Annotated in this window: 17 protein-coding genes; 4 read left to right on the forward strand and 13 right to left on the reverse strand. The window is 75.0% G+C overall.

Features of this window, described 5'->3' with window-relative positions; genetic code table 11:
* Nucleotides 1–109: 109 nt before the first annotated feature.
* The 3 genes from AB0J08_RS03835 to AB0J08_RS03845 all read right to left on the reverse strand — a co-directional run bounded on the left by AB0J08_RS03835 (nt 110) and on the right by AB0J08_RS03845 (nt 5040).
* Nucleotides 110–2449, reverse strand: coding sequence for a tetratricopeptide repeat protein (locus AB0J08_RS03835; protein ID WP_360626336.1), 2340 nt, complete (start codon nt 2447–2449; stop codon nt 110–112).
* Nucleotides 2450–2615: 166 nt separating this feature from the next.
* Nucleotides 2616–3254 carry an NUDIX hydrolase gene (locus AB0J08_RS03840; RefSeq protein ID WP_360626339.1) on the reverse strand — a complete coding sequence of 213 codons (639 nt, stop codon included), beginning with the start codon at nt 3252–3254 and terminating at the stop codon, nt 2616–2618.
* A 109-nt stretch (nt 3255–3363) separates the two neighbouring features.
* A complete protein-coding gene (locus AB0J08_RS03845; protein WP_360626342.1) occupies nt 3364–5040 on the reverse strand; it encodes a CTP synthase in 1677 nt (558 codons plus the stop codon).
* Between the two features lie 724 nt (nt 5041–5764).
* Between AB0J08_RS03845 and AB0J08_RS03850 the strand changes: the two genes are divergently transcribed.
* The gene (locus AB0J08_RS03850) at nt 5765–7759 is read left to right on the forward strand and encodes a glycoside hydrolase family 15 protein (protein WP_360626345.1); all 1995 of its coding nucleotides are present in this window, start codon (nt 5765–5767) and stop codon (nt 7757–7759) included.
* 98 nt (nt 7760–7857) lie between these two features.
* On the opposite strand, the gene AB0J08_RS03855 is transcribed toward AB0J08_RS03850, so the two are convergent.
* The 3 genes from AB0J08_RS03855 to AB0J08_RS03865 all read right to left on the reverse strand — a co-directional run bounded on the left by AB0J08_RS03855 (nt 7858) and on the right by AB0J08_RS03865 (nt 11569).
* Entirely contained in the window at nt 7858–9039 is a 1182-nt protein-coding gene (locus AB0J08_RS03855; protein WP_360626348.1) for a glycosyltransferase family 4 protein, read from the reverse strand.
* 174 nt (nt 9040–9213) lie between these two features.
* Entirely contained in the window at nt 9214–10947 is a 1734-nt protein-coding gene (gene recN / locus AB0J08_RS03860; RefSeq protein WP_360626400.1) for a DNA repair protein RecN, read from the reverse strand.
* A gap of 76 nt (nt 10948–11023) precedes the next feature.
* Nucleotides 11024–11569, reverse strand: coding sequence for a hypothetical protein (locus tag AB0J08_RS03865; protein WP_360626403.1), 546 nt, complete (start codon nt 11567–11569; stop codon nt 11024–11026).
* Nucleotides 11570–11866: 297 nt separating this feature from the next.
* Between AB0J08_RS03865 and AB0J08_RS03870 the strand changes: the two genes are divergently transcribed.
* Nucleotides 11867–13378: a PLP-dependent aminotransferase family protein gene (locus AB0J08_RS03870; protein WP_360626351.1), complete on the forward strand. Its 1512-nt coding sequence runs from the start codon at nt 11867–11869 to the stop codon at nt 13376–13378.
* Between the two features lie 42 nt (nt 13379–13420).
* Here the strand turns inward: AB0J08_RS03870 and AB0J08_RS03875 are convergent, their stop codons facing one another.
* From AB0J08_RS03875 to AB0J08_RS03890, 4 genes are all read right to left on the reverse strand, one after another.
* Nucleotides 13421–14323, reverse strand: a complete 903-nt coding sequence (locus AB0J08_RS03875) for an NAD kinase (protein WP_360626354.1) — start codon at nt 14321–14323, stop codon at nt 13421–13423.
* 258 nt (nt 14324–14581) lie between these two features.
* Entirely contained in the window at nt 14582–15388 is an 807-nt protein-coding gene (locus AB0J08_RS03880; protein ID WP_360626406.1) for a TlyA family RNA methyltransferase, read from the reverse strand.
* A gap of 20 nt (nt 15389–15408) precedes the next feature.
* Nucleotides 15409–15708: a hypothetical protein gene (locus AB0J08_RS03885; RefSeq protein ID WP_360626357.1), complete on the reverse strand. Its 300-nt coding sequence runs from the start codon at nt 15706–15708 to the stop codon at nt 15409–15411.
* Nucleotides 15701–16615: a hypothetical protein gene (locus tag AB0J08_RS03890; RefSeq protein ID WP_360626359.1), complete on the reverse strand. Its 915-nt coding sequence runs from the start codon at nt 16613–16615 to the stop codon at nt 15701–15703. Before AB0J08_RS03890 ends, AB0J08_RS03885 begins: the two co-directional genes overlap by 8 nt.
* Nucleotides 16616–16772: 157 nt before the next feature.
* Here AB0J08_RS03890 and AB0J08_RS03895 point away from each other — a divergent pair, with 157 nt between their 5' ends.
* The gene (locus AB0J08_RS03895; protein ID WP_360626362.1) at nt 16773–17120 is read left to right on the forward strand and encodes a sterol-binding protein; all 348 of its coding nucleotides are present in this window, start codon (nt 16773–16775) and stop codon (nt 17118–17120) included.
* 115 nt (nt 17121–17235) lie between these two features.
* On the opposite strand, the gene AB0J08_RS03900 is transcribed toward AB0J08_RS03895, so the two are convergent.
* Nucleotides 17236–18279, reverse strand: a complete 1044-nt coding sequence (locus AB0J08_RS03900) for an HAD-IIA family hydrolase (RefSeq protein WP_360626365.1) — start codon at nt 18277–18279, stop codon at nt 17236–17238.
* Between the two features lie 12 nt (nt 18280–18291).
* The gene (locus tag AB0J08_RS03905) at nt 18292–19008 is read right to left on the reverse strand and encodes a tetratricopeptide repeat protein (RefSeq protein ID WP_360626368.1); all 717 of its coding nucleotides are present in this window, start codon (nt 19006–19008) and stop codon (nt 18292–18294) included.
* A gap of 172 nt (nt 19009–19180) precedes the next feature.
* On the opposite strand from AB0J08_RS03905, the gene AB0J08_RS03910 reads away from it, so the two are divergent.
* Nucleotides 19181–20551, forward strand: a complete 1371-nt coding sequence (locus AB0J08_RS03910) for a DUF1015 domain-containing protein (RefSeq protein WP_360626371.1) — start codon at nt 19181–19183, stop codon at nt 20549–20551.
* 91 nt (nt 20552–20642) lie between these two features.
* On the opposite strand, the gene AB0J08_RS03915 is transcribed toward AB0J08_RS03910, so the two are convergent.
* Nucleotides 20643–21527, reverse strand: a complete 885-nt coding sequence (locus tag AB0J08_RS03915) for a hypothetical protein (protein ID WP_360626409.1) — start codon at nt 21525–21527, stop codon at nt 20643–20645.
* Nucleotides 21528–21977 lie beyond the last annotated feature (450 nt).

A 21977-nucleotide genomic window follows, 5' to 3' on the forward strand; every position in this document is an offset into this window, starting at 1 on the left:
AAGTGAATAAATCTGCCGGACACATTGGCAGGTTCGTAGGCTTCCCCAGCGATCTTCCCGCCAAAGCAATGCCAACCAGGCATCTCCGACAATACTCCGGAACCTCCCCCTACCACCCGCCGTCGAGGCGTTCCCGCAGCTCCGCGAGGGCGGCGCCGACGACAGCCAGCCCGCGCTCGTCACCCAGGCGCCGCAGCACCGACAGGGACGCCCGGTACTCCCGCTCGGCCTCCTCGAACCGGCGCTGCGCGGCGTGCGCCTCGGCCACCCGCGCGAGCAGCCGGGCCTCGGCGGCGTGGTCGCCCATCGACTGCCGCAGGGCGAGCGCCCGCCCGTACCAGTCGGCGGCGCGGACCGCCTCGCCGAGCGCCCGGTAACAGCCGGCCGCGCCCTCCAGGGCGCGGGCGCACAGTGCCTCGTCATCGGCGGACCGGGCATGCTCCAGGGCCGCCCGGTAGTGCGCGGCGGCCTGCTCGCAACGGCCGGCCGCGGCCTGGAGATCGCCCAGATTGAGCAGCGCGGCGGCGGCCCGGCGTGGCTTGCCGTGCCGCTCGGCCACGGTCAGCACCTGCTCGTGCAGCTGGTAGAGGTCGGCGGGGGCGGCGGCCCCCGTCAGCGGCAGCGCCCGGAGCAGGGCGGTGACCAGCCGGCCGGCCGAGCCGTCCAGATCGCCCTGGCCGATCGCGTCGGCGACCGCGCCGAGCAGGACGTCGCGCTCGCCGAGCAGCCACTGCCGGGCCTCGGCGGCGGAGCGCAGCCGGAGCGGTCCCGGCAGCGGGTCCGGGCCGGGGCCGCCGGCCGGGTCGAGCAGCGCGCGGGCGGCTTCGGTGAGCCGGACCAGCCGCTCCAGCAGCCGGGCCCGGGCCAGTTCGAGCTCGGCGGGCCGGTCCTCGCGCTCGCGCAGCCGGACCAGCCGGGGGTAGAGCCGTCCGGGCACCCGGTAGCGGGGGGTACCGTCGGCGGCGGCCGGCTCCTCGCCGAGCAGCTCCCGCTCGGCGAGCGCGGCCAGCGTGGTGGCGGCCTCCGACGCCGGGCAGCCGACCAGTGCCGAGGCGGTCCGCGGATCGGCGGTCTGCCCCGGGGCGAGGGTGAGCGCCCGCAGCATCCGCGCCTGGGCGGCCGGCAGCGTGTCGTACTGCAGGGTGAACGCACCGATCAGCGGATCGTTGTCGGGCACCGGAACGGGCTCGGCCGGCTCGGGCGCCGGCTTCACCCAGGCGGCGGGATCGGTCACCGGCACGGCGGCCGACGACAGGACGGCCGCTGCCGCGCCCGCCGAGCCGGCGGCCGGGCCCACAGCCGTCCCGGCGGCGCCCGGCTTCCCTCCCCCGGCCCCGCCCTGGCCCTGCCCCAGCACCTGCCCCGGCGCCTGCTCCGGTGCCTGCTCCGAAACCTGCTTCTCGACCCGGTTCCCGCCGCGCCGCTCACCCCGCTTCGGGCCCCGGCCGGCGCCCGCCGGCGGCTTACCGCCCTTCCCGGCCCCCGGAACGTCCTCGGCCCCGCGCGGGGCACGCCCGTCCGCCCCGGCCGCTCCGGCGGCCCCCGTGCCCCCGTTCAGCGCGCCCTTCACCCCTGGCGCGTCCGCCGCCCCCGCCGGCTTCCCCCCACTCGCCTCCGGGGGCTTCGCACCGCCGGTCGGCTTCCCGCCGCCCGGCGGCCTCGCGTCGGCCTCCCGTACCGCCCGCGCCAGCTCCTGCGCGGCATCGGTGACCGCCAGTTCCGGGTTGCCGCGCAGCCATCCGGCCATCAGCCGCAGCGCGGCCGGCCGGGAGGCGCAGGCCTCCGCGAGATCGGCACCGCCGACCGGGTCACAGCTGATCCGGGTCCCGCCGACCAGGTCGCCGAGCAGCTCGCCCGAGGCCTGCCGGTCGAGCCCGCCGAGGATGACCGGGTCGATGTCCTCGATGCCGGTGAGCGGCCCGGCGGTGGTGGCGAGGACGAGACAGCCCGGCTCGTCCGCGAGCAGCGGCCAGAGCTGTCCGGCGTCCCGGACGTCGTCCAGCACCAGCAGGACCTTCCGCCCGGCCAGCGCCTCCCGCAGCGCGACGCAGACCGGTTCGTCCCGGCCGTCCTCGACGGCGCCGGGCAGCGGGACGCCCGCGGTGTCCGCGCCGAGCTGCTCCAGCAGCCGGCGGGCGGCCCGGGCAGGTGGCACCCGGCCGCCGTCGGGGGCGGAGAGCCGGGCGAACAGCACACCGTCGGGGTGGTCGGCGGCGACGGTGAGGGCGAACCGGACGGCCAGCGCCGTCCGCCCGGAGCCCGGCCGGCCGGCCAGCACCAGGACGCGGCTGCGGCCCTCGGCCGGGCGGGCGGCGGCGGCCCGCAGGGCGGCGAGCTCCGCGCGCCGGCCGACGAACAGCGTGGGACCGGCGGGCAGCCGGTCCAGCCCGGGAACGCCCTCGACGGGTACGCCGGGCCCCGCGTCCATCGTCGCCGTCTTCCTCGCCACCCGTGCCACTCCCGACGTCACCCAGTGCTCAGCGGAGGCGGCCCGGGACGGGCGCCCTGTCTGCGAAGCGTAGTTCGACCGTCGGGCTCCGCCGAGGTGACATCCGGTCGTACGAACCGGTAAGTCACCCCTGCGGATCAATGGCGGGGCGCCGACCCGTCCGGTGTCACGCCGAGAAGGGCCGGGCCGGCCACGGCGAGTCGGCGGGGCGCAGCGCGTCCAGCCCGCCGGGGCCGGTGAGGGCGGCGTGCAGGGCGAGGGTGCCGGTGATCAGGGTGGGGTTGTGCAGTTCGCCCGCGTGGATCAGCCGGATCAGCTCGGGGACCGGTACCCGGGCGGTCTCGATCTCCAGTTCCTCGCCGTGCGCCTCGTAGCGCTCGCCGTCGGCCTCGGTGAGGTCGGTGGCGAGGAAGAGGCGCAGCGCCTCGTCGGTGCCGCCGGGCGAGGTGTAGAAGTCGACCAGCACCCGCCAGGTGTCGGCCTTGCAGTGCGCCTCCTCGTACAGCTCGCGCTGGGCGGCGTGCAGCGGGTTCTCGCCGGGGACGTCGAGCAGACCGGCCGGCAGCTCCCAGAGCCGCTGGCGGACGGGGTGGCGGTACTGGCGCAGGACGAGGACCCGCTGCCGGTCGTCCAGCGCCAGGACGGCGACCGAGCCGGGGTGGGTCTGGTAGTCGCGGCGGGCCCAGCTGCCGTCGGGCATCCGGACCTCCTCGGAGCGCACCCCGGTGACCTTGCCCTGGAACGGCGTCCCGGTCCCCCGGACCTCCCACTCCTCGGCCACGTCGGCGATGCTCTGGTCGTCCATCGGTCTCCCCTTTTCGTCAGTACGACACAATCTAACGCCGGACGGCGGCCCCGCGGGAATCGCGGGGCCGCCGTCCGGTGACGTGTCGACGACTGGTGGTCGGTCCTGACTACCGGCCGGCCGTCTTGATCTCGATGGCCGCCTTGACGAGGCCCGCGAACAGCGGGTGCGGGCGGGTCGGGCGGGACTTCAGCTCCGGGTGGGCCTGGGTGGCCACCAGGTAGGGGTGCACCTCGCGCGGGTACTCGACGTACTCGACCAGGTCGCCCTTCGGGGAGAGGCCGGAGAACTGCAGGCCGGTCTTCTCCAGGTCGGCGCGGTACGCGTTGTTGACCTCGTAGCGGTGGCGGTGGCGCTCCTCGACGTACTGCTCGCCGCCGTAGACCTCACGGACGATGGAGCCCTCGGCGAGCTTGGCCGGGTAGAGGCCCAGGCGCATGGTGCCACCCAGGTCGCCCTTGCCGTCGACGATGGCCAGCTGCTCGGCCATGGTGGAGATGACCGGGTACTTGGCGGCCGCGTCGAACTCGGTGGAGTTGGCCTCGGGCAGGCCGGCCAGGTTGCGGGCGGCCTCGATGACCACGCACTGCAGACCCAGGCACAGGCCCAACAACGGGATCCGGTTCTCGCGGGCGTAGGTGATCGCCGCGACCTTGCCGTCCACACCGCGGTCGCCGAAGCCGCCGGGGATGCAGATCGCGTCCACGTCGCCGAGGTGCTCCTGGGCGCCCTCGGGCGTGGCGCAGTCGTCGGAGGTGACCCACTTGATCTCGACCCGGGCGTTGTTGGCGAAGCCGCCGGCGCGCAGCGCCTCGGTCACCGACAGGTAGGCGTCCGGCAGGTCGATGTACTTGCCGACCAGCGCGACCTTGACGATGTGCTGGGGCTCGTGGACGCGGCGCAGCAGGTCATCCCAGGTGGTCCAGTCCACGTCACGGAACGGGAGGTCCAGGCGGCGCACGACGTACGCGTCCAGGCCCTCGCTGTGCAGGACCTTGGGGATGTCGTAGATCGACTTGGCGTCGATGGCCGCGACCACGGCCTCCTCGTCCACGTCGCACATCAGCGAGATCTTGCGCTTGATGGCCTGCGGGACCTCGCGGTCGGCGCGCAGCACGATGGCGTCCGGCTGGATGCCGATGTTGCGCAGCGCGGCCACCGAGTGCTGGGTGGGCTTGGTCTTCAGCTCGCCCGAGGGGCCGATGTACGGGAGCAGGGAGACGTGCACGAAGAACACGTTGTCCCGGCCGACCTCGTGGCGGACCTGGCGGACGGCCTCCAGGAAGGGCAGCGACTCGATGTCGCCGACGGTGCCGCCGACCTCGGTGATCACCACGTCGACGTCCTCGGTCGCCATCCGGCGGATCCGGGCCTTGATCTCGTTGGTGATGTGCGGGATGACCTGGACGGTGTCGCCCAGGTACTCGCCGCGGCGCTCCTTGGCGATGACCGTCGAGTACACCTGGCCGGTGGTGACGTTCGCCGAGCCGTGCAGGTTGGTGTCGAGGAACCGCTCGTAGTGGCCGACGTCGAGGTCGGTCTCGGCACCGTCGTCGGTGACGAAGACCTCGCCGTGCTGGAACGGGTTCATGGTGCCCGGGTCCACGTTGAGGTACGGGTCGAGCTTCTGCATCGTCACGCGCAGTCCGCGGGCCTTGAGCAGGGCGCCCAGGCTGGAGGCGGTGAGGCCCTTGCCGAGCGAAGAGGCGACACCCCCGGTGACGAAGAGGTGCTTGGTCGTCACGGCGCGGCCGTTCGATGCCTTGCCGGAATGGGGCTGTGCCAAGAGGGGGCTCCCGTGGGTCGCGTGTCGAAGGTGACGTGGGCGGGAAGCTCTCGGCTCGCCTCGCGCGACGGGAGTGCGATGCGGTGCACGGCACTCGAAGGGTCGTCGGTTCGGCTGGTCCGGGGCGTTTGATCCCACCGGTCCACGGGATACCAGGGTATCAGTGACCCGGCCGGGACGCGTTCCGGCCCGCTCGCGGCGCTCCGGACGCTCGCCCCCGGCGCACCACCGGCGCATCATCCGGCGCACGAGTCACACCGGTCGCACCACCGGCCCGACCGGGCCACTCCGCAGCGCTCGGGCGGGTCATGAGTGCCCCTCCCGACGGACCATCCGGAGGTGATCCTTCCGAGCCATCCTGCACGGCTCCCCCACGATGCACGGCATTTCCGCCGAATTGTGGCGGCACACAGGGCAGCGTCCGCGTGCTTCGCCCCTTTCGTCCGTCGTAAGCTGCACGGACGCATCGCCGACAGCACGAGCACGCGGAGGGCGTGGGAGGGTCAGAACACCTCTCGGTCCCCGATGCGCGACCGGACCTCCCCGTCATCAAGCTCCTCCCCACCCACCCTGGGGCTCGACCGAGCCTCGTGCGGACACTCCAGCAAGGCCTGCCACCACCCCCGGCAGGCCGGACGTCCCGGGGTGGCCCCGGCCCCGCAGACCCGCTGGCTCTCCCCGGATCGCCGATGCGTCGTGACCACATTGCGAACTGGAGATCCACGTGGCCGGCCGTATCGAGGACTACGCACTCATCGGGGACATGCAGACCGCTGCCCTGGTCAGCAGGGACGGGGCGGTCGACTGGCTGTGTCTGCCCCGCTTCGACTCGCCGGCCGTGTTCGCCGGCCTGCTCGGCACCGATGAACACGGCTTCTGGCGGATCGGCCCGGCCGAGGTGATGGCCGCCGAGCCGCCGGCCACCCCGGCCCCCGCCCCGGACACCCCCCGCGCCCGCTTCACCGACACCGGCGACCTCCGGGTCCCCCCGCCCACCGCCGCCGCACCGGCCGTCCCCGCCGACCGGCGCCGTTACCGGGGCGACTCGCTGATCCTGGAGCAGGAGTGGGACTGCCAGGGCGGCAGCGTCCGGGTGATCGACTTCATGCCCCCGCGCCCGCTGGCCGGACGGGACTCCGTCCCGCAGATGATCCGGATCGTCGAGGGCCTGTCCGGCACGGTCCGGATGCGCTCGGCGGTGCGGATGCGGTTCAGCTACGGGCGGGTCGTGCCCTGGGTGCACCGGGTCGAGCAGGCCGACGGCGGCCACCGGACCGTGGCCGTGGCCGGCCCCGACTCGGTCTGGCTGGACGGCGAGGCCGAGACCTACGGGCGCAACCTCACCACCTACGCGGACTTCGCCGTCGCGGCCGGCGAGCGGATCGCCTTCGCACTCACCTGGCAGGCCTCCCACCTGGAGGCTCCCAAGGCCCCGGACGCCGAGGAGATGCTCGACGCCACCGCGGACTTCTGGCACGACTGGGCCGGCCAGTGCACCTACCAGGGCCCCTACCGGGAGGCCGTGATCCGCTCGCTGATCACCCTCAAGGGCCTCACCTACGCCCCCACCGGCGGCATCGTCGCGGCCCCCACCACCTCCCTGCCCGAGGACATCGGCGGCGAGCGGAACTGGGACTACCGCTACACCTGGCTGCGCGACGCCGCCATCACCCTCTCCTCGCTGCTGCGCACCGGCTACCGCGACGAGGCCCGCGCCTGGCGCGAGTGGCTGCTGCGCGCCGTCGCCGGGGACCCGGAGAACCTGCAGATCATGTACGGCATCGCCGGCGAGCGCGAGCTCACCGAGTCCTCGCTGGACTGGCTGCCCGGCTACGAGGGCTCGCAGCCGGTGCGGGTCGGCAACGGCGCGGCCGGCCAGCTGCAGCTGGACGTCTACGGCGAGGTCGTCGAGGCCCTGCACCTGGCCCACATGACCGGCCTGGTCCGCAACGACCACGCCCACCACCTCCAGCTGCGCCTCATCGAGTACCTGGAGGAGCACTGGCAGGAGCCGGACGAGGGCATCTGGGAGGTCCGCGGCCCGCGCCGCCACTTCGTCCACTCCAAGGTGATGGCCTGGGTGGCGGTCGACCGGACGATCAAGCTGCTGGAGCAGAACCCCGAGGACGCGCCCTCCGACAGCCACCTGGAGCGCTGGCGCGAGCTGCGGGCGACCATCCACCGCGACGTCTGCGAGAAGGGCTACGACCCGGAGCGCAACACCTTCACCCAGTACTACGGCGGCAAGGAGCTGGACGCCTCGCTGCTGCTGATCCCGCAGGTCGGGTTCCTCCCGCCGGACGACAAGCGGGTGATCGGCACCATCGAGGCGATCCAGCGCGAGCTCTCCACCGAGGACGGCTTCGTGCTGCGCTACCCCACGCACGACGAGAGCGGCAACAACGTGGACGGCCTCTCCGGCCACGAGGGCGCCTTCCTGGCCTGCTCCTTCTGGCTGGCCGACGACCTCGCCATGATCGGCCGGGTGCAGGAGGCCCGTGAGCTGTTCGACAAGCTGCTGTCACTGCGCAACGACATCGGCCTGCTCGCCGAGGAGTGGGACCCCCGGGAGAAGCGCCAGGTCGGCAACTTCCCGCAGGCCTTCAGCCACGTCCCGCTGATCGACACCGCGCTGCGGCTGACCGCCTGCGGCGGCGCCTACCTCTCCGCCCAGCCGGACGGCCTGGCCGCCGACCGGGCCGAGCAGGCCACCGTCTGAGCGGCGCCTGCCCGGGCGGCCCACGGCCCGGGCAGGTCCGGTCGGCGGCGGTGCGGTGCCGTGCCGTCCGGGCCGACCCTCCGACACGGCCCGGACGGCTACGGGGTGCGCTGCACCAGCTCGTCGTAGGTGCTGAGCACCTGCGCCACGGTCGCGGCCTCGTCCGGCCAGGTCTCGGCCTGCTGCCGACCCGCGGCCACCAGCCGCCGACGCCGGTCCGGGTCGCCCAGCAGCTCGCGCACCGCCCGGCCGAGCGCGGCCGCGTCACCGGGCGGGACCAGCACGGCGGCGTCACCGACCAGCTCGGGGATGCCGCCGACGGCGGTGGCCACCACCGGCACGCCGGCCCGCATCGCCTCCTGGACCACCAGCGAACGGGCCTCCCAGCGGCTGGAGACCACCAACACGTCGGCGGCGGCCAGCAGGTCCGGCACATCGGTGCGGTAGCCGAGCAGCCGCACCGCCGCCTTCTCGGCGGCCACCCGCTCACGCAGCCCGGCGGCCTCGGGGCCGTCGCCGGCGATCAGCAGCAGCGGCTCCGGATCCAGCGCGGCCAGCTCTCGGGCGGCGTCCAGCAGCAGCCCGAAGGCCTTCTGCGGCACGAGCCGGCCGACCGCCAGCACCAGCGGGCGGTCCGGGCCCTCACCGAGCAGCGCCGCCCGGGCCTCGGCCCGTTCCAGTCGGCCCTCGGGCATCGGCGGGGCCGCGACCGGGCCGAGCCGGGCGTCGGTGGCGCCCAGCTCGCGGGCCCGGGCCACCAGGTCGGAGGAGGCGCCGAGCACCAGGTCGGCGGCGCGCGCCACCCGGCGCTCCATCAGCCGCTGGAGCCGCCGCTCCATGCCGGTGGCCAGCAGCGCGTGGTGCGCGGTGACCACCAGCGGGGTCTCCGGGCGCAGGCCCGGGAAGCGGCCGGCGGTGCGCAGCGCGAGGTCCGAGAGGAGCCCGGCGCGCAGGCCGTGGGCGTGCACCACATCGGCGCCGGTGAAGGCGCGGCGCAGCTCGCCGATCGCGGTGGCGTCGCTGCGGGCACCCGCCGTGGGGGTGATGTCGACCAGGTGGAACCTGGCTCCGGTGCGGGAGAAGCCGAACAACGCGTCCGTACCGGCGGGCGCGCAGACCGTAACGGTCACTCCGTGCGCGACCAGGCCCTGTGCCAGTGAGCGCACATGCGCACCGATGCCGCCGGTACTGGCGGCCAGGACGAGCACCACGTGCAGCTGACCCGGTTCAGGGGCGGCCGCGGTGGCCCGGGCGGCGGAATGGTCCACGTCGTCTCGCATCCGACTCGATCAGGTTCGCGCGCCGCGTCGCGAGGATTGCCCGCCGACGGCGCTCGGGACTGGAAAGCCATTGTCCAGCCGCCACCATGCCAGGTCGGCGGCCCTCTTGGACAGTCGGCGCCACGGGGAGCGCGTCGCGGTCCGCCGGAGGGCCGCCGGGCCGGGCGACGGCGGCTACCGGTGGCGCGGCGCCCGGGCGGCGGCCAGCAGTTCCTCGGCGTGGGCGCGGCCCAACTCCGAGTCCTCCAGACCGGCCAGCATCCGGGAGAGTTCGCGCACCCGCTCCTCGTCGTTCAGCACCTTGACGCCGCTGCGGGTCACGGTGCCGTCGTCGGTCTTCACCACCACCAGGTGGCGGTCGGCGAAGGCGGCGACCTGGGGCAGGTGGGTGACCACCACGACCTGGGCGGACTCGGCCAACTTGGCCAGCCGGCGGCCGATCTCGACCGCGGCCTTGCCGCCGACGCCCGCGTCCACCTCGTCGAACAGGTAGGTCGGGACGGGGTCGGCGCCGGCGAAGACCACCTCGACCGCGAGCATCACCCGGGAGAGCTCACCGCCGGAGGCACCCTTGGCGATCGGGCGGGCCTGGGCCCCGGGGTGCGGGGCGAGCAGCACCTCGACCTCGTCCACGCCGTGCGGACCGTAGGCGACGGTGCGGCCGTCGACCTCGATGCCGGCGAGGTCGTCGACCTGACCGATCGCGAAGGTCACCCGGGCGTGCGGCATCGCGAGTTCGGCGAGTTCGGCGGAGACGGCCTCGGCGAAGCGGCCGGCGGCGGCCTGCCGGGCGGTCGAGACCTCGGCCGCGAGCTCGGCCAACTCGGTGCGCAGCTCGGTCTCCTGGGCGCCGAGCTCGTCGATCCGCTCGTCGTCGCCGTCGAGCTCGGCGAGCCGGGCGGAGCCGGCCTCGGCCCAGGCGAGCACCTCGGCGAGGGAGTTCTCCGGGCCGCCGTACTTGCGCAGCAGCTGGGCCAGGACGGCCCGGCGGTCCTCGACGGCGGCCAGCCGGACCGGGTCGGCGTCCAGGTCGTCGGCGTAGCCGGCCAGGTCGCCGGCGACATCGGCCAGCAGGTAGCCGACCTCGTTCAGCCGGTCGGCGAGGGAGGCGAGGCGCTCGTCGTGGTGACGAACGGCGTCCAGGGCGCGGCGGGCCTGGGCCAGCAGGGTGCCGGCGTCCAGCGCCTCCGGGTCGGCCGGGTCGCCGGCCAGGGCGGCGTGGGCCAGGGTGGCGGCGGAGGAGAGCGCGTCGGCGTGGCCGAGCCGCTCGGCCTCGGCGCCCAGCTCGACGTCCTCGTCGGCGACGGGCTCGGCGGCGGCCACCTCGTCCAGGCCGAAGCGGAGCAGGTCGGCCTCCTGGGCGCGCTCGCGGGCCCGGGTGGTCAGCTCCTCCAGGGTGGCCGAGACCTCCCGCAGCCGGCGGTAGACCTCGCGGTAGCGGGCCAGCGGCTCGGCCACCGCCTCGCCCGCGTACCGGTCCAGGGCGCCGCGCTGGCGGGCCGGCCGGAGCAGCCGCTGCTGGTCGGTCTGGCCGTGCACGGCGATCAGGTCCTCGCCGAGCTCGGCGAGGAGCCCGACCGGGACGGACCGGCCGCCGACGTACGCCCGGGAGCGGCCCTCGGCGGAGACGGTCCGGCTGATCAGCAGCGCGCCGTCGTCGAGTTCGGCGCCGGCCTCGACGGCGCGGGCGGCCGCCGGGGAGCCCGCGGGCAGTTCGAGCCTGCCCTCGACGACCGCGCGTCCGGCGCCGTTGCGCACCAGGCCCGGGTCGGCGCGGCCGCCCAGCAACAGGCCGAGGCTGGTCACCACCATGGTCTTTCCGGCACCGGTCTCACCGGTCACGGCGGTGAAGCCGGGGGCCAGTTCGACCACCGCGTCGTCAATGACCCCAAGATCCCGTATCCGCATCTCGTCCAACACGGTGACGACCTTACGAGGTTCCGGCCCCGGCGCGCGACGAGCGGCAACCCCACGCCTCGTAAGTTCATCCCTTCCGGGCCGTTTGAGCTGCGGTGGGAACCGTGCACCAGGGCAGGAAGATCTGCGCGAGCGGGCCGATGGCCAGCGCGTACGCGACGGTTCCGACGCCCGCGGTGCCGCCGAGCAGGACTCCGGCGGCCAGCACGGTGAGTTCGATCCCGGTCCGGATCAGCCGCAGCGACCGGCCGGTGCGCCGGTTCAGGCCGGTCATCAGGCCGTCGCGCGGGCCCGGCCCGAAGCGGGCGCCGATGTAGAGGCCGGTGGCCAGGCCGTTGAGCACGATCGCTCCCGCCATGAGTGCGATCCGGGCCGGCAGCGGGCCCGGCGTGCCGACCACCCGGAGGGTGAGGTCCATCGCCGCGCCGATCATCAGCACGTTGGCGACGGTGCCCAGGCCGGGGCGCTGGCGCAGCGGGATCCAGAGCAGCAGCACGAGGGCGCCGCAGATGGTCACCCAGGCGCCGACCGAGAGGCCGGCGGTGCGTTGCAGGCCCTGGTGGAAGACGTCCCACGGGTCGAGGCCGAGCCCGGAGCGCAGCATCAGCCCCATGCTCGCCCCGTAGAGGGCGAGCCCGACCAGGAGCTGCGGGAGCCGACGGCCCAGGGCGTGGGTGTCGCCGAGCAGCCGGACGGCCCGCGAGGGGCGCTGCGCGCCGGCGGCGGGCGCGGCGGTGGTCGGGTGCGTGGTCGGGTGCGTGCTCGTGGTGGCCATCGGGTTCTCCCGGGTGGTGCTGCACCGCACGGGCCGGGCCCGCGACGGTGGCGGACTCGACGGCCGCCCTGCCATGATGGACAGGCCAAAGCGACCCCATCCAGGTCCAATTCCGAGCAAGTGGACTGATCAGCCATGGCCGACTGGCACACCACCGTCACCGCCGCCGCACTCGCCCGGCTGCTCGACGCCGCCCGACTGCCCGAACCGGCCACCACCCGCCGCCCCGCCTACCGGACGCTGGCCGGGCAGATCCGACTGCTGGTCTCCGAGGGCCGGCTGCCGGTCGGCGCCCGGCTCCCCGCCGAGCGCGAGCTGGCTCTGGCGCTGCGGCTCAGCCGCACCACCGTGGCCACCGCGTACGAGGCCCTGCGCACCGAGGGCTACCTGCACAGCCGGCGCGGCTCCGGCAGCTGGACCGCCCTGCCCGAGGGCGCCCCGCCGCCCAGCGACGCGCTGCACCCGGTGCCGCCGGACGAGCAGGGCCGCACGCTGGACCTCGGGGTCGCCGCGCTGCCCGCCCCGCAGCCCTTCCTCGGCGCGGCGGCCGCCCGGGCCGTCGAGCAGCTGCCCGCGTACGCCGCCGGGCACGGCAACTACCCCACCGGTGTCCCGGTCCTGCGCGAGGCGGTGGCCCGGCGCTACAGCGAGCGCGGCCTGCCGACCACCCCCGACCAGATCCTGATCACGATCGGCGCGATGGGCGGCCTGCACCTGGTGCAGCAGGCCCTGATCGGCCGCGGCGACCGGGTCGCCGTCGAGGCGCCCAGCTACGCCCACACCCTGCAGGCGCTGCGCCTGGGCGACGCCCGCCTGGTACCCGTCCCGTACAGCTGGCCGGGCGGGCCGTCCCGGCAGCCCGCCTGGGACCTCGCCGACTGGCGCCGGGTGCTGCGCGGCGCCACGCCCAAGGCCGCCTACGTGATCCCCGACTTCCACAACCCGACCGGCGCCCTCGTCCCCGAGGAGCAGCGCCGGGAGCTCCTGGCCGCCGCCCGGGCCGCCGGCACGATCGTGCTGGCCGACGAGACCACCGCCGAACTCGGCTGGGGCCTTCCGCCGGACGCCGCGCTCCCCCGCCCGATGGCCGCGCTGGACCGGTCCGCCCAGGTGGTCACCGTCGGCTCGGCGGGCAAGCTGTTCTGGGGCGGCCTGCGGATCGGCTGGGTCCGGGCGGCCCCCGCGCTGGTGCGCCGGCTGGCCACCGCCCGGGTCTACAGCGACGTCGGCGCCCCGGTGCTGGACCAGCTGATCGCCGCCGAGCTGCTGGGCGAGCCGCTGGCGGCCGTCCGTGCCCACCAGCTGGACCGGCTGCGGGCCACCGCGGAGGCCTTCGCCGGCGCGCTGCGCGAGCACCTGCCCGAATGGCGCTACGCCACCCCGCCCGGCGGGCTCTCGCTCTGGGTCTCCACCGGCGGCCTGTCCGGCGCGGCACTGGCCCTGGCCGGCGAGCACGGCGGCGTACGGATCGCGGCGGGCAACCGCTTCGGCTCGGACGGCGCCTTCGAGCACCACATCCGGATCCCGCTCACCGTGCCCGCCGCAGCGGTGCCCGCCGCCGTCGAACGCCTCGCGGACGTCGCCGCCCGGGCGGCCGTCGGCGGCCGGTGGAGCGCCGCCGACGACAGCCAGCCACTGGCCGTCTGACACTTCGTCAGCTCCGGCGGCCGGAGCAGCCGGAACGGTCGGTCAGAGCGTCTCCGCCCGGCCGCGCCAACCCGTCACCGGCAGCGCGAACTTGGCCACCAGCCGGTCGGTGAACGGTGCCCGGTGCAGGCGGGCGAGCCGTACCGGCGTCTGCCCCCGGCGCACCTCCACCCGGGCCCCGGCCGGCAGCTCCACCGAGCGCCGGCCGTCGCACCAGAGCACGCCGTGCGGGGTCTTCGGCTGCACCTCGACCGCCAGCACCGAGTCCGGCGAGGTCACCAGCGGCCGGGCGAACAGCGCGTGGGCGCTGATCGGCACCATCAGCAGCGCCTCCACCTCGGGCCAGACCACCGGGCCACCGCCGGAGAACGCGTACGCCGTCGAACCGGTCGGCGTCGCACAGACCACCCCGTCGCACCCGAAGTTGGAGACCGGACGGCCGTCCACCTCGGTCACCACCTCCAGCATCCGCTCCCGGGCCGCCTTCTCGATCGAGGCCTCGTTCAACGCCCAGTCGTGGTGCACCACGTCGCCGTTGGTCCGGACGATCACATCGAGCGTCATCCGTTCCTCGACCTCGTAGTCGGCGTCCACGACCCGCTCGACGACCACCGCGAGATCGTCCCGCTCGGCCTCCGCGAGGAAGCCCACCCGGCCCAGGTTGATGCCGAGCATCGGCAGCCCGTGCTCGCGCGCCAGCTCCGCCCCGCGCAGCAGCGTCCCGTCCCCGCCCGCGACCAGGATCAGCTCGCAGCCGTCCGCCGCGCCCGGTCCCCCGGCCACCCGCTCGACCCCGTCGGGCAGGTCCAGGTCCACCGCCTCGGCCGCGAGCAGCCTGATCCGGATGCCCGCCTTCAGCAGGCCGTGCACCAGGCCCTCGACGCTGCGCAGCGCGGCCTCCCGGCCGGTGTGCGCGATCAGGAAGACCGTACGTCCCTCGCTCATGCGCGCCCCTCTCCGCCAGTCCCGCCAGTCCCGCCCGTTCCGACAGCCCCGAGGTGCCCCCGTCGCCCGGCCCTCGCCGCAGGCGACACGCACCCCTCGACGGCTCTCCGCCGGATGTCGGCCGGGGATTCCCCCGCGGTTCGCTCGCTCATGCCCGCTGCCCTCTCCCTACGTCGGCCGGGCCCTACGTCGGCCGGGTCGCCCTCGGCCCGGTGCGGCCGTCACTCAGCATGACGGACCGGACGTCCGCAGAGCACCCTATCGGGGGCCTTCGGCGACAGCCCGGTCCGCCTCCGCCGGGTCCAACTGCGGGGCGTCCCGGCGCAGCCAGAGGAAGTACTCGACGTTCCCCGACGGCCCCGGCAGGGGGCTCGCGGTGACCGCCCGCACGCCCAGCCCCTGCTCCCATGCCCTCCCGGCCACCTGCCGGATCATCTCGGCGCGCAGCTGCGGGCTGCGCACCACGCCGCCGCTGCCGAGGCGGTCCTTGCCGATCTCGAACTGCGGCTTGACCATCAGCACCAGGTCCGCGTCCTCGGCCGCGCAGCCGGCCAGCGCGGGCAGCACCAGGCCCAGCGAGATGAACGAGAGGTCGCCGACGACCAGGTCGACCGGCGAGCCGCCGATCAGCTCCACGGTCAGCTCGCGCACATTGGTGCGGTCCATCACCGTCACCCGCTCGTCGCTCTGCAGCGACCACGCGAGCTGCCCGTAGCCGACGTCCACCGCCAGCACGCCGGCCGCCCCGGCACGCAGCAGCACGTCGGTGAAGCCGCCGGTGGACGCGCCCGCGTCCAGCGCGCGACGACCCTCGACCACCAGGCCCTGCGGCACGAAGGCCGCGAACGCCCCGGCGAGCTTGTGCCCGCCGCGCGAGACGTAGTCGGGGTCGTTCTCGTCCTCGGCGACCACGACCGCCGCCGCGGTCTCCACCTGGGTGGCCGGCTTGGTCGCGGTGGTGCCGCCGACGGTCACCCGACCGGCCGCGATCAGTTCGGACGCGTGCTCGCGCGACCGGGCCAGCTTGCGGCGGACCAGCTCCGCGTCGAGACGGCGTCGTGCCACTGCCACTGGTGTTTCAGCTCCTACGGGTCATTCCGGGCGGTCGATCCGAGCGGGTCGTCCTGGTCGAGCGCGGCCAACGTGTCGGTCAGCCGCTGGTGAACATCTTCGTACACCGCGACGTGTGCCTCGGTCGGCACCCCGTCCAGGGCCTCCAGCCGGGCCAGGGCCGCGTCGACGGCCGAGTGACCGGTGCGGGTCGGCTCGACACCCAGCGGGAGCGGCTCGCCGGTGACCGGGGCCGCGTCCGGGGCGACCTCCCGGGCCTCGTCCCCGGCCGGGTCCGCCGGGAGTGGGGCGGGGCCCGGGGCGAGGTCAGGCATCGGGCTTCTTGGTGCTGCTGCTCTTGCGCACGGTGGTCTTCCTGGTCGCGGTCCGCTTGACGGGCGGCTCCTGGCCGGCGGCCTGCGCCGCCTTCTTCGCCGCGCTCCGGTTCGTGGTCGCTGCCGCGGTCTTCTTGACGGCGGTCTTCTTCGCGGCCGGTTTCGCGGACGGTTTCGCGGACGCGGCCGGCTTCGCGGGCGCCGGCTCCGCATCCGGCGTACCGGTGGCGGCCCGGTCGGGCGCCGCCTTCTTCGCCGCCGCCGCCTTCTTCGCGGCAGGCTTCGTCGCGGCAGGCTTCGTCGCGGCAGGTTTCGGGGCAGCAGGCTCCTGCACCGGTGCAGCCCGCCCCGGCCCCGCCGACTGTGCCTCCGACGGCACCGGCGGGTCGATCTCCACCGGCTCGTCGACCTCGACCCGCTCGGCCACTATCGGCTCGCCGCCCGCCCGCGCCGTGGGTGCCGCCGGCTCGTCGTCCAGCTCCCAGCCGCGCCCGAACAGGCCGTCGGCCCGCGGCGCCGGGGCCGCCGTCCCGGGCTCGGCCTGCGGCGACGCGGCCGGTCCGCCCTCCTCCTCGACCTCGCGCAGCTTGCTCTCCAGGTAGGCGAGCACCACGCCGACCTTGGTCACCTGGTCACCGACCTTCTCGAAGGCCTTCTCCACCTCGCCACGCGCGACGCCGACCGCCAGGTCCACCCCGGCCCGGCCGGCGGTGACCGCCTCCTCCGCCAGGGTCTGCAGCGACTTCGCGGACGGCGGGAACGGCCCGCCCAGCCGCCGCTCCACCTCGGCGACGTCGACCCCGCTCTTCTCCAGCAGCCCGGCCGCCGTCCCGACGACCAGCTTGCCGACCTCCTCCGCCAGCCCGGCGGCGAGCTCCACCGCTCCCCGCACCGTCTTCGGCAGCATCCGGGTGCCTCCTAAGCGCCTGCGCGCATCGCTCCGTCGCCGTCGGCGCCCGGACCGGTTCCGGGCACCCCACAGACGACGCTACCGCCAAAACCCGCCTGCGGTACCGTGGCCCCGCAGTGACCGCCGCAGCCGTACAGGGAGTGGACCAGCAGCCATGGCCAACGCCGAGGAGTGTCGTACGGCACTGGAGCAGCTCAGCCGGAACCTGGTGAAGTCCACCGGCGACGTCCGCAAGGCCGCCGCCCTCGACCGCTCCCTCACCTGCCGGATCACCGATCTCGACCTGACCTTCTCCGGACGGCTGCGGGACGGCCGGATCGAGGACGTCACCGAGGCACCCGGTCCGCCCGCCGAGAAGGCCGAGATCCGGCTCACCATGAGCAGCGACGACTTGGTCGCCGTGGTCGGCGGCGAGCTCAGCTTCGCCGCCGCCTGGGCCGGCGGCCGGATCCGGCTTGAGGCCGGCTTCCGCGACCTGCTCCGGCTGCGCACGCTGCTCTGACCCGGCCGCCGGTCCCGGTCCGGCGCGCCGACGGACAGGGCCGGCCACGCGAGTCGCGCAGCCGGCCCACGGCCTCGTAACCCCGGCCCTGGAGTGCCGGCCCCGGGATCCGGCCTCAGAATCCCAGCTCGGCCAGCGCCTTGCGCCCGTCCGCCGGAGCACCGTCCGCGTCCAGCGCCGTCCAGGCCGCCGCGCAGAGCGCCCGCAGGCCATCCCAGCGGTCCGCCCCGGCACCGTCCAGCCGCAGCACCCCGTCCTGCGCCACCGCGACCCAGCCGCCGCAGCCGAAGCCGCCGCCCGGCTGCTCCGTGACCGAGGGGTGCGCCACCAGCAGGCCCCGGAGGTCCTCCGCCAGGTACGTCGGCCGGTGCTCCACCCGCGCCGTGAGCAGTTGCGCCGCCGTGGTGACCCCGGTGAACACCAGCAGGCTGTCCACCCCGCCGTTGAACGCGCCCTCGATGTCGGTGTCCAGGCGGTCCCCGACCACCAGCGGTCGCTGCGCCCCGGTCCGCAGCACCGTCTCCCGGTGCATCGGCGGCAGCGGCTTGCCCGCCACCTCGGGCTCCACGCCCGTCGCCGCGCGCACGGCGGCGACCAGCGTGCCGTTGCCGGGCGCGATCCCACCCGCGGTCGGCACCGTCAGGTCGGTGTTCGAGGCCACCCACGGCAGCCCGCTCTGCACCGCGTAGGAGGCCTCCGCCAGGTGCGCCCAGCCCACCGAGGGGTCAAAGCCCTGCACCACCGCGAGCGGCTCCTCGGCCAGCGTGCGGACGGCCACCAGGCCGCGCTCGGCCAGCGCCTCCTCCAGGCCCAGGCCGCCGACGACCAGCACCTTCGAGCCGGCCGGTACCTTCTCGGCGACGACCCGGGCGGCCGCCTGCGCCGAGTTGATCACGTCGGCCGGCTCGGCCGGCACACCCAGTTCAGTCAGATGGGTGGCCACCACCCGGGGCGGGCGGGAGGCGTTGTTGGTCACGTACGCCAACCGCATCCCGGCCGTCCGGGCCGCCGCCAGCGAGTCCGCCGCGTGGTCGATCGCGTTCGGCCCGGCGTAGACCACGCCGTCGAGATCCAGCAGCGCCGTGTCGTACGCCTCGGTCAGCGGGAGTGCACTGCCGCCGGGGGCGGTCCGTCGCTCGGTGGTGGCCGTCTCGGTCATGCCTTCGCTACCTCATTCACTGCGTCGATCCCCGTCATCCGTCTCGTCCCGCTCCGTGCCGTCCCGCATCGAGCCGTCACGCTCCGTGCCGTGCTGCTCCGTACCGCCCCCGTCACCCCGACCGGCGGCCGCCGGCAACCCGTCGGCAGCCCGGCCGGGCTCCACGTACCCCGGAGCCCCCGGCACCAACGGGCCGAACGCCCCGGCACGGGCAGCCAGGGTCGCCCGGGTCTGCCGCAGCGCGGCCCGGTAGTAGTCGGTGTCCGGCCGCATCGCGACGGCCAGGGCCAGGTGTTCGGCGGAGGTCTCGAAGTCGCCCAACCGGGCCGCCGAGACGCCCCACCCGAACTGAGCGTAGTCGTCGGACGGATCGGCCAGGGCCACCGCCCGGAAGTTCTCCAGCGCCGCCGCGTACGAGCCGGCGTCGAACTGTGCCCGGGCCAGCATCTCCCGGATGCTGCGCGAGTGCGGCTCCGCCGCGGCCGCCCGCGCCAGCAACTGCTCGGCGGCCGCCGGGTTCCCCTGAGCCAGCAGCTTCCCGCCCCGGCGGAACCACTCGTAGACGTCCCCCGCCGGCTCGCCGGCCCGGCCCTGGTCCGGCACGCAACCGCCGGCACCCCCGCCGGAGACCTCGCCCGAACTCCCGGCGCCGGCCGACCCGTTCGCGCGATCGTCCGCGAAGCCCTCCGCGCCGCCACTGCCGTCCACCCGCTCCTGCCCACCGCTCATGCGCCCACCTCGCTGCCCGCGCCGACCGCCTCGCGGGGCGCGTACCGCTCCGTCGCCCGCTCACTGCGCTCTCTCACGCCGTACCTCGCCCTCGGTCACGACACCCGCCCGCTCCGGACCAGCACGGGTGTTCCGATCTCTGAACAACGCGTACCCGATTACGATGCCCAGAATGAGCACACCCAGTGCAGAAAGCGGAGCGGAGTCTCCGCAGGGCGGCCCCGGCAATCCCGGTCATGTCGCCACCGCAGGTCTGTCCCTGTCCCCCTTCCGCGGCCTCCGTTACGTCCCCGACCGGGTCGGCGCACTGGCCGCGGTCACCTCGCCGCCGTACGACGTCGTCGACCCCGGCCGCCGGCTCGACCTGGAGACCGCCGACCCGCACAACGTGGTCCGGCTGATCCTGCCGCGCCCCGAGCCCGAGGACGCCGGCGACCGCCCCGACCGCGACACCCGCTACCGGCACGCCGCCCGGCTGCTGCGCGACTGGCTGCACGAGGGCGTCCTGGCCGCCGACCCCGAGCCCGCCCTGTACGTCTACGAGCAGCGCGTGCCCGCCACCGGCGACTCCCCGGAGCTCCTCCAACGCGGCCTGATCGGCGCCCTCGCCGTCAGCGGCAGCGAGGCCGGCGTCGTCCTCCCCCACGAGGACGTGATGCCCAGGCCGGTCGCGGACCGGGTCGGCCTGATGCGCACCACCCGCGCCAACCTCGAACCGCTGCTGCTCACCTACCGGGGCAACGGTGGCGCGGCCGGCGTGGTCGAACGCACCGTCGAGGACGAGCCGCTGCTCACCACGACCACCACCGACGGCACCCACCACCGGCTCTGGGCCGTGACCGACCCCGCCGAGATCGCCGAGATCAGCCGCGACCTGGCCACCTGCCGGGCGCTGATCGCCGACGGCCACCACCGCTGGGAGATGTACCTGCGCCTCCAGCGCGAGCACCGCCACCTGCCCCGCAGCCCCTGGGACCGGGGCCTGGTGCTGCTGGTCGACACCGCCCGCTATCCGCTGCGGGTCCGGGCGATCCACCGGGTCCTGTACCGCCTGCCGATCGCCGAGGCACTGGAGAAGCTGGGCGACCGCTGGCAGATCAAGGAGGTGCCCGGCCCACTGGCCGGCGCCCTGCAGGCCCTGGCCGAACAGAAGCGGCACGGCGGCAACGGCTTCGTGCTCACCGGCGGCGACGGCACCTACTGGCTGATCGGCGACCCCGACGAGGGCCTGCTCGACGCGAGCGTGCCGCGCGACCGGCCGCAGGAGTGGCGCCACCTGGACGCAACCGTGCTGCACGCGGCCCTGCTGGACCACACCTGGCACGTCCCCGACGGCCCCGACGACATCGGCTACCTGCACACCGCCGTGGCAGCCGAGCGCGAGGCCGCCCGGAGCGGTGGCACGGCGGTGCTGCTCCATCCGGTGCGCGAGAGCGTGGTCCGCCGGCTCGCCGAACAGGGCGTCACCATGCCCCGCAAGTCCACGTCCTTCGGCCCGAAGCCGGCCACCGGGCTGGTCCTGCGCAGTCTCGAACTGGGCTGAGCGACGAGGTCCGGACAGCAGTGAGGCCCTGCCGCGCCCCGGAGAATCCCGGGGTGCGGCAGGGCCTCACTCAGCTACCCGCTGCGCGGCATCAGGCCTTGGCGTCCTTGGACCGCTCCGGCACCACGCCGTCGAAGTCCTCGTCGATCTCCAGGTCGTCCTCGTCGTAGAACTCCTCGACGTCTTCCTCGTCCTCGAAGATCTCCCGCTCGTCCGGCACGCCGCCGCGCGACTTCGCCGGGGCCGGGGCCGGAGCCTCGTCCTCGGCGGCCTCGGCGGCCTCGTCCTCGACCTCGGGGTCGAGCGCGTCGACGAACTCCAGCCCGTCGATCTCGGCCAGCCGCTCCGACGCGTTGGTGGCACCGTCGGTGTCGGCCTCGGCAGCCTTCGCGAACCAGTCACGGGACTCGTCGCCCCGGCCGGCCGCGATCAGGGCCTCGGCGTAGGCGTACCGCAGTCGCGCGGTCCACGGGTGCACAGCGCTGGAGGCCAGCTCCGGGCTCTGCAGGGTGACCACGGCCGCCTCGAACTGCTCCATGTCGCTGCGGGCACCCGCCGCGACCAGGCGCATCTCGACCTGACCGGACTTGTCCAGCTGCTTCACTTCGGGCTCGCCGGCCATCGCCAGCGCCCGCTCCGGACGGCCCAGACCGCGCTCGCAGTCCGCCATCACCGGCCACAGGTCCACCCGGCCGGTCATCCGACGGGCCGCGCGGAACTCGGTCAGCGCCTCGGAGTAGCGCTGCGTCATGTACGAGGCGAAACCGGCCGCCTCACGGACGGCAGCGACGCGGGACGCCAGTCGCAGCGCGACGCGCGAGTACTGGTAGGCCTCCTCCGGCTCGCTGTCGAGCAGGCGGGCGACCATCACCAGGTTGCGGGCGACATCGTCGGCCAGCGTCTTGGGCAGGCTCTTGAGCTCCTGGCGAACGTCCGCGTCCAGCTCGAAGCCGGTGACGTCCTCCGGGATCGGCAGCCGCTTGACGGGCTCGAAGTTGCCGCGGCGGTCGTCGTAGTCCCGGCCGCCGCGGTCGTCGCGGTCGCGGTTGAAGCCGCCACCGGACGGACGGTCGTCGCGACGGAAACCACCGCGGTCGTCGCGGTCGCGGTTGAAGCCGCCACCGGAGGGACGGTCGTCACGACGGAAACCGCCGCCGGACGGGCGGTCGTCACGACGCGGACGGTCGTCACGGTCACGGTTGAACCCACCCGGACGGTCCTCACGACGGAAGCCACCACCGCCCGAGGGACGGTCGTCGCGACGGAACCCGCCGCGGTCGTCGCGGTCGCGGTTGAAGCCGCCACCGGAGGGACGGTCGTCACGACGGAAACCGCCGCGGTCGTCGCGGTCGCGGTTGAAGCCGCCACCGGAGGGACGGTCGTCACGACGGAAACCGCCGCCGGACGGGCGGTCGTCACGACGCGG

It is taken from the genome of Kitasatospora sp. NPDC050463, assembly GCF_040655255.1.
GTDB lineage: Bacteria > Actinomycetota > Actinomycetes > Streptomycetales > Streptomycetaceae > Kitasatospora.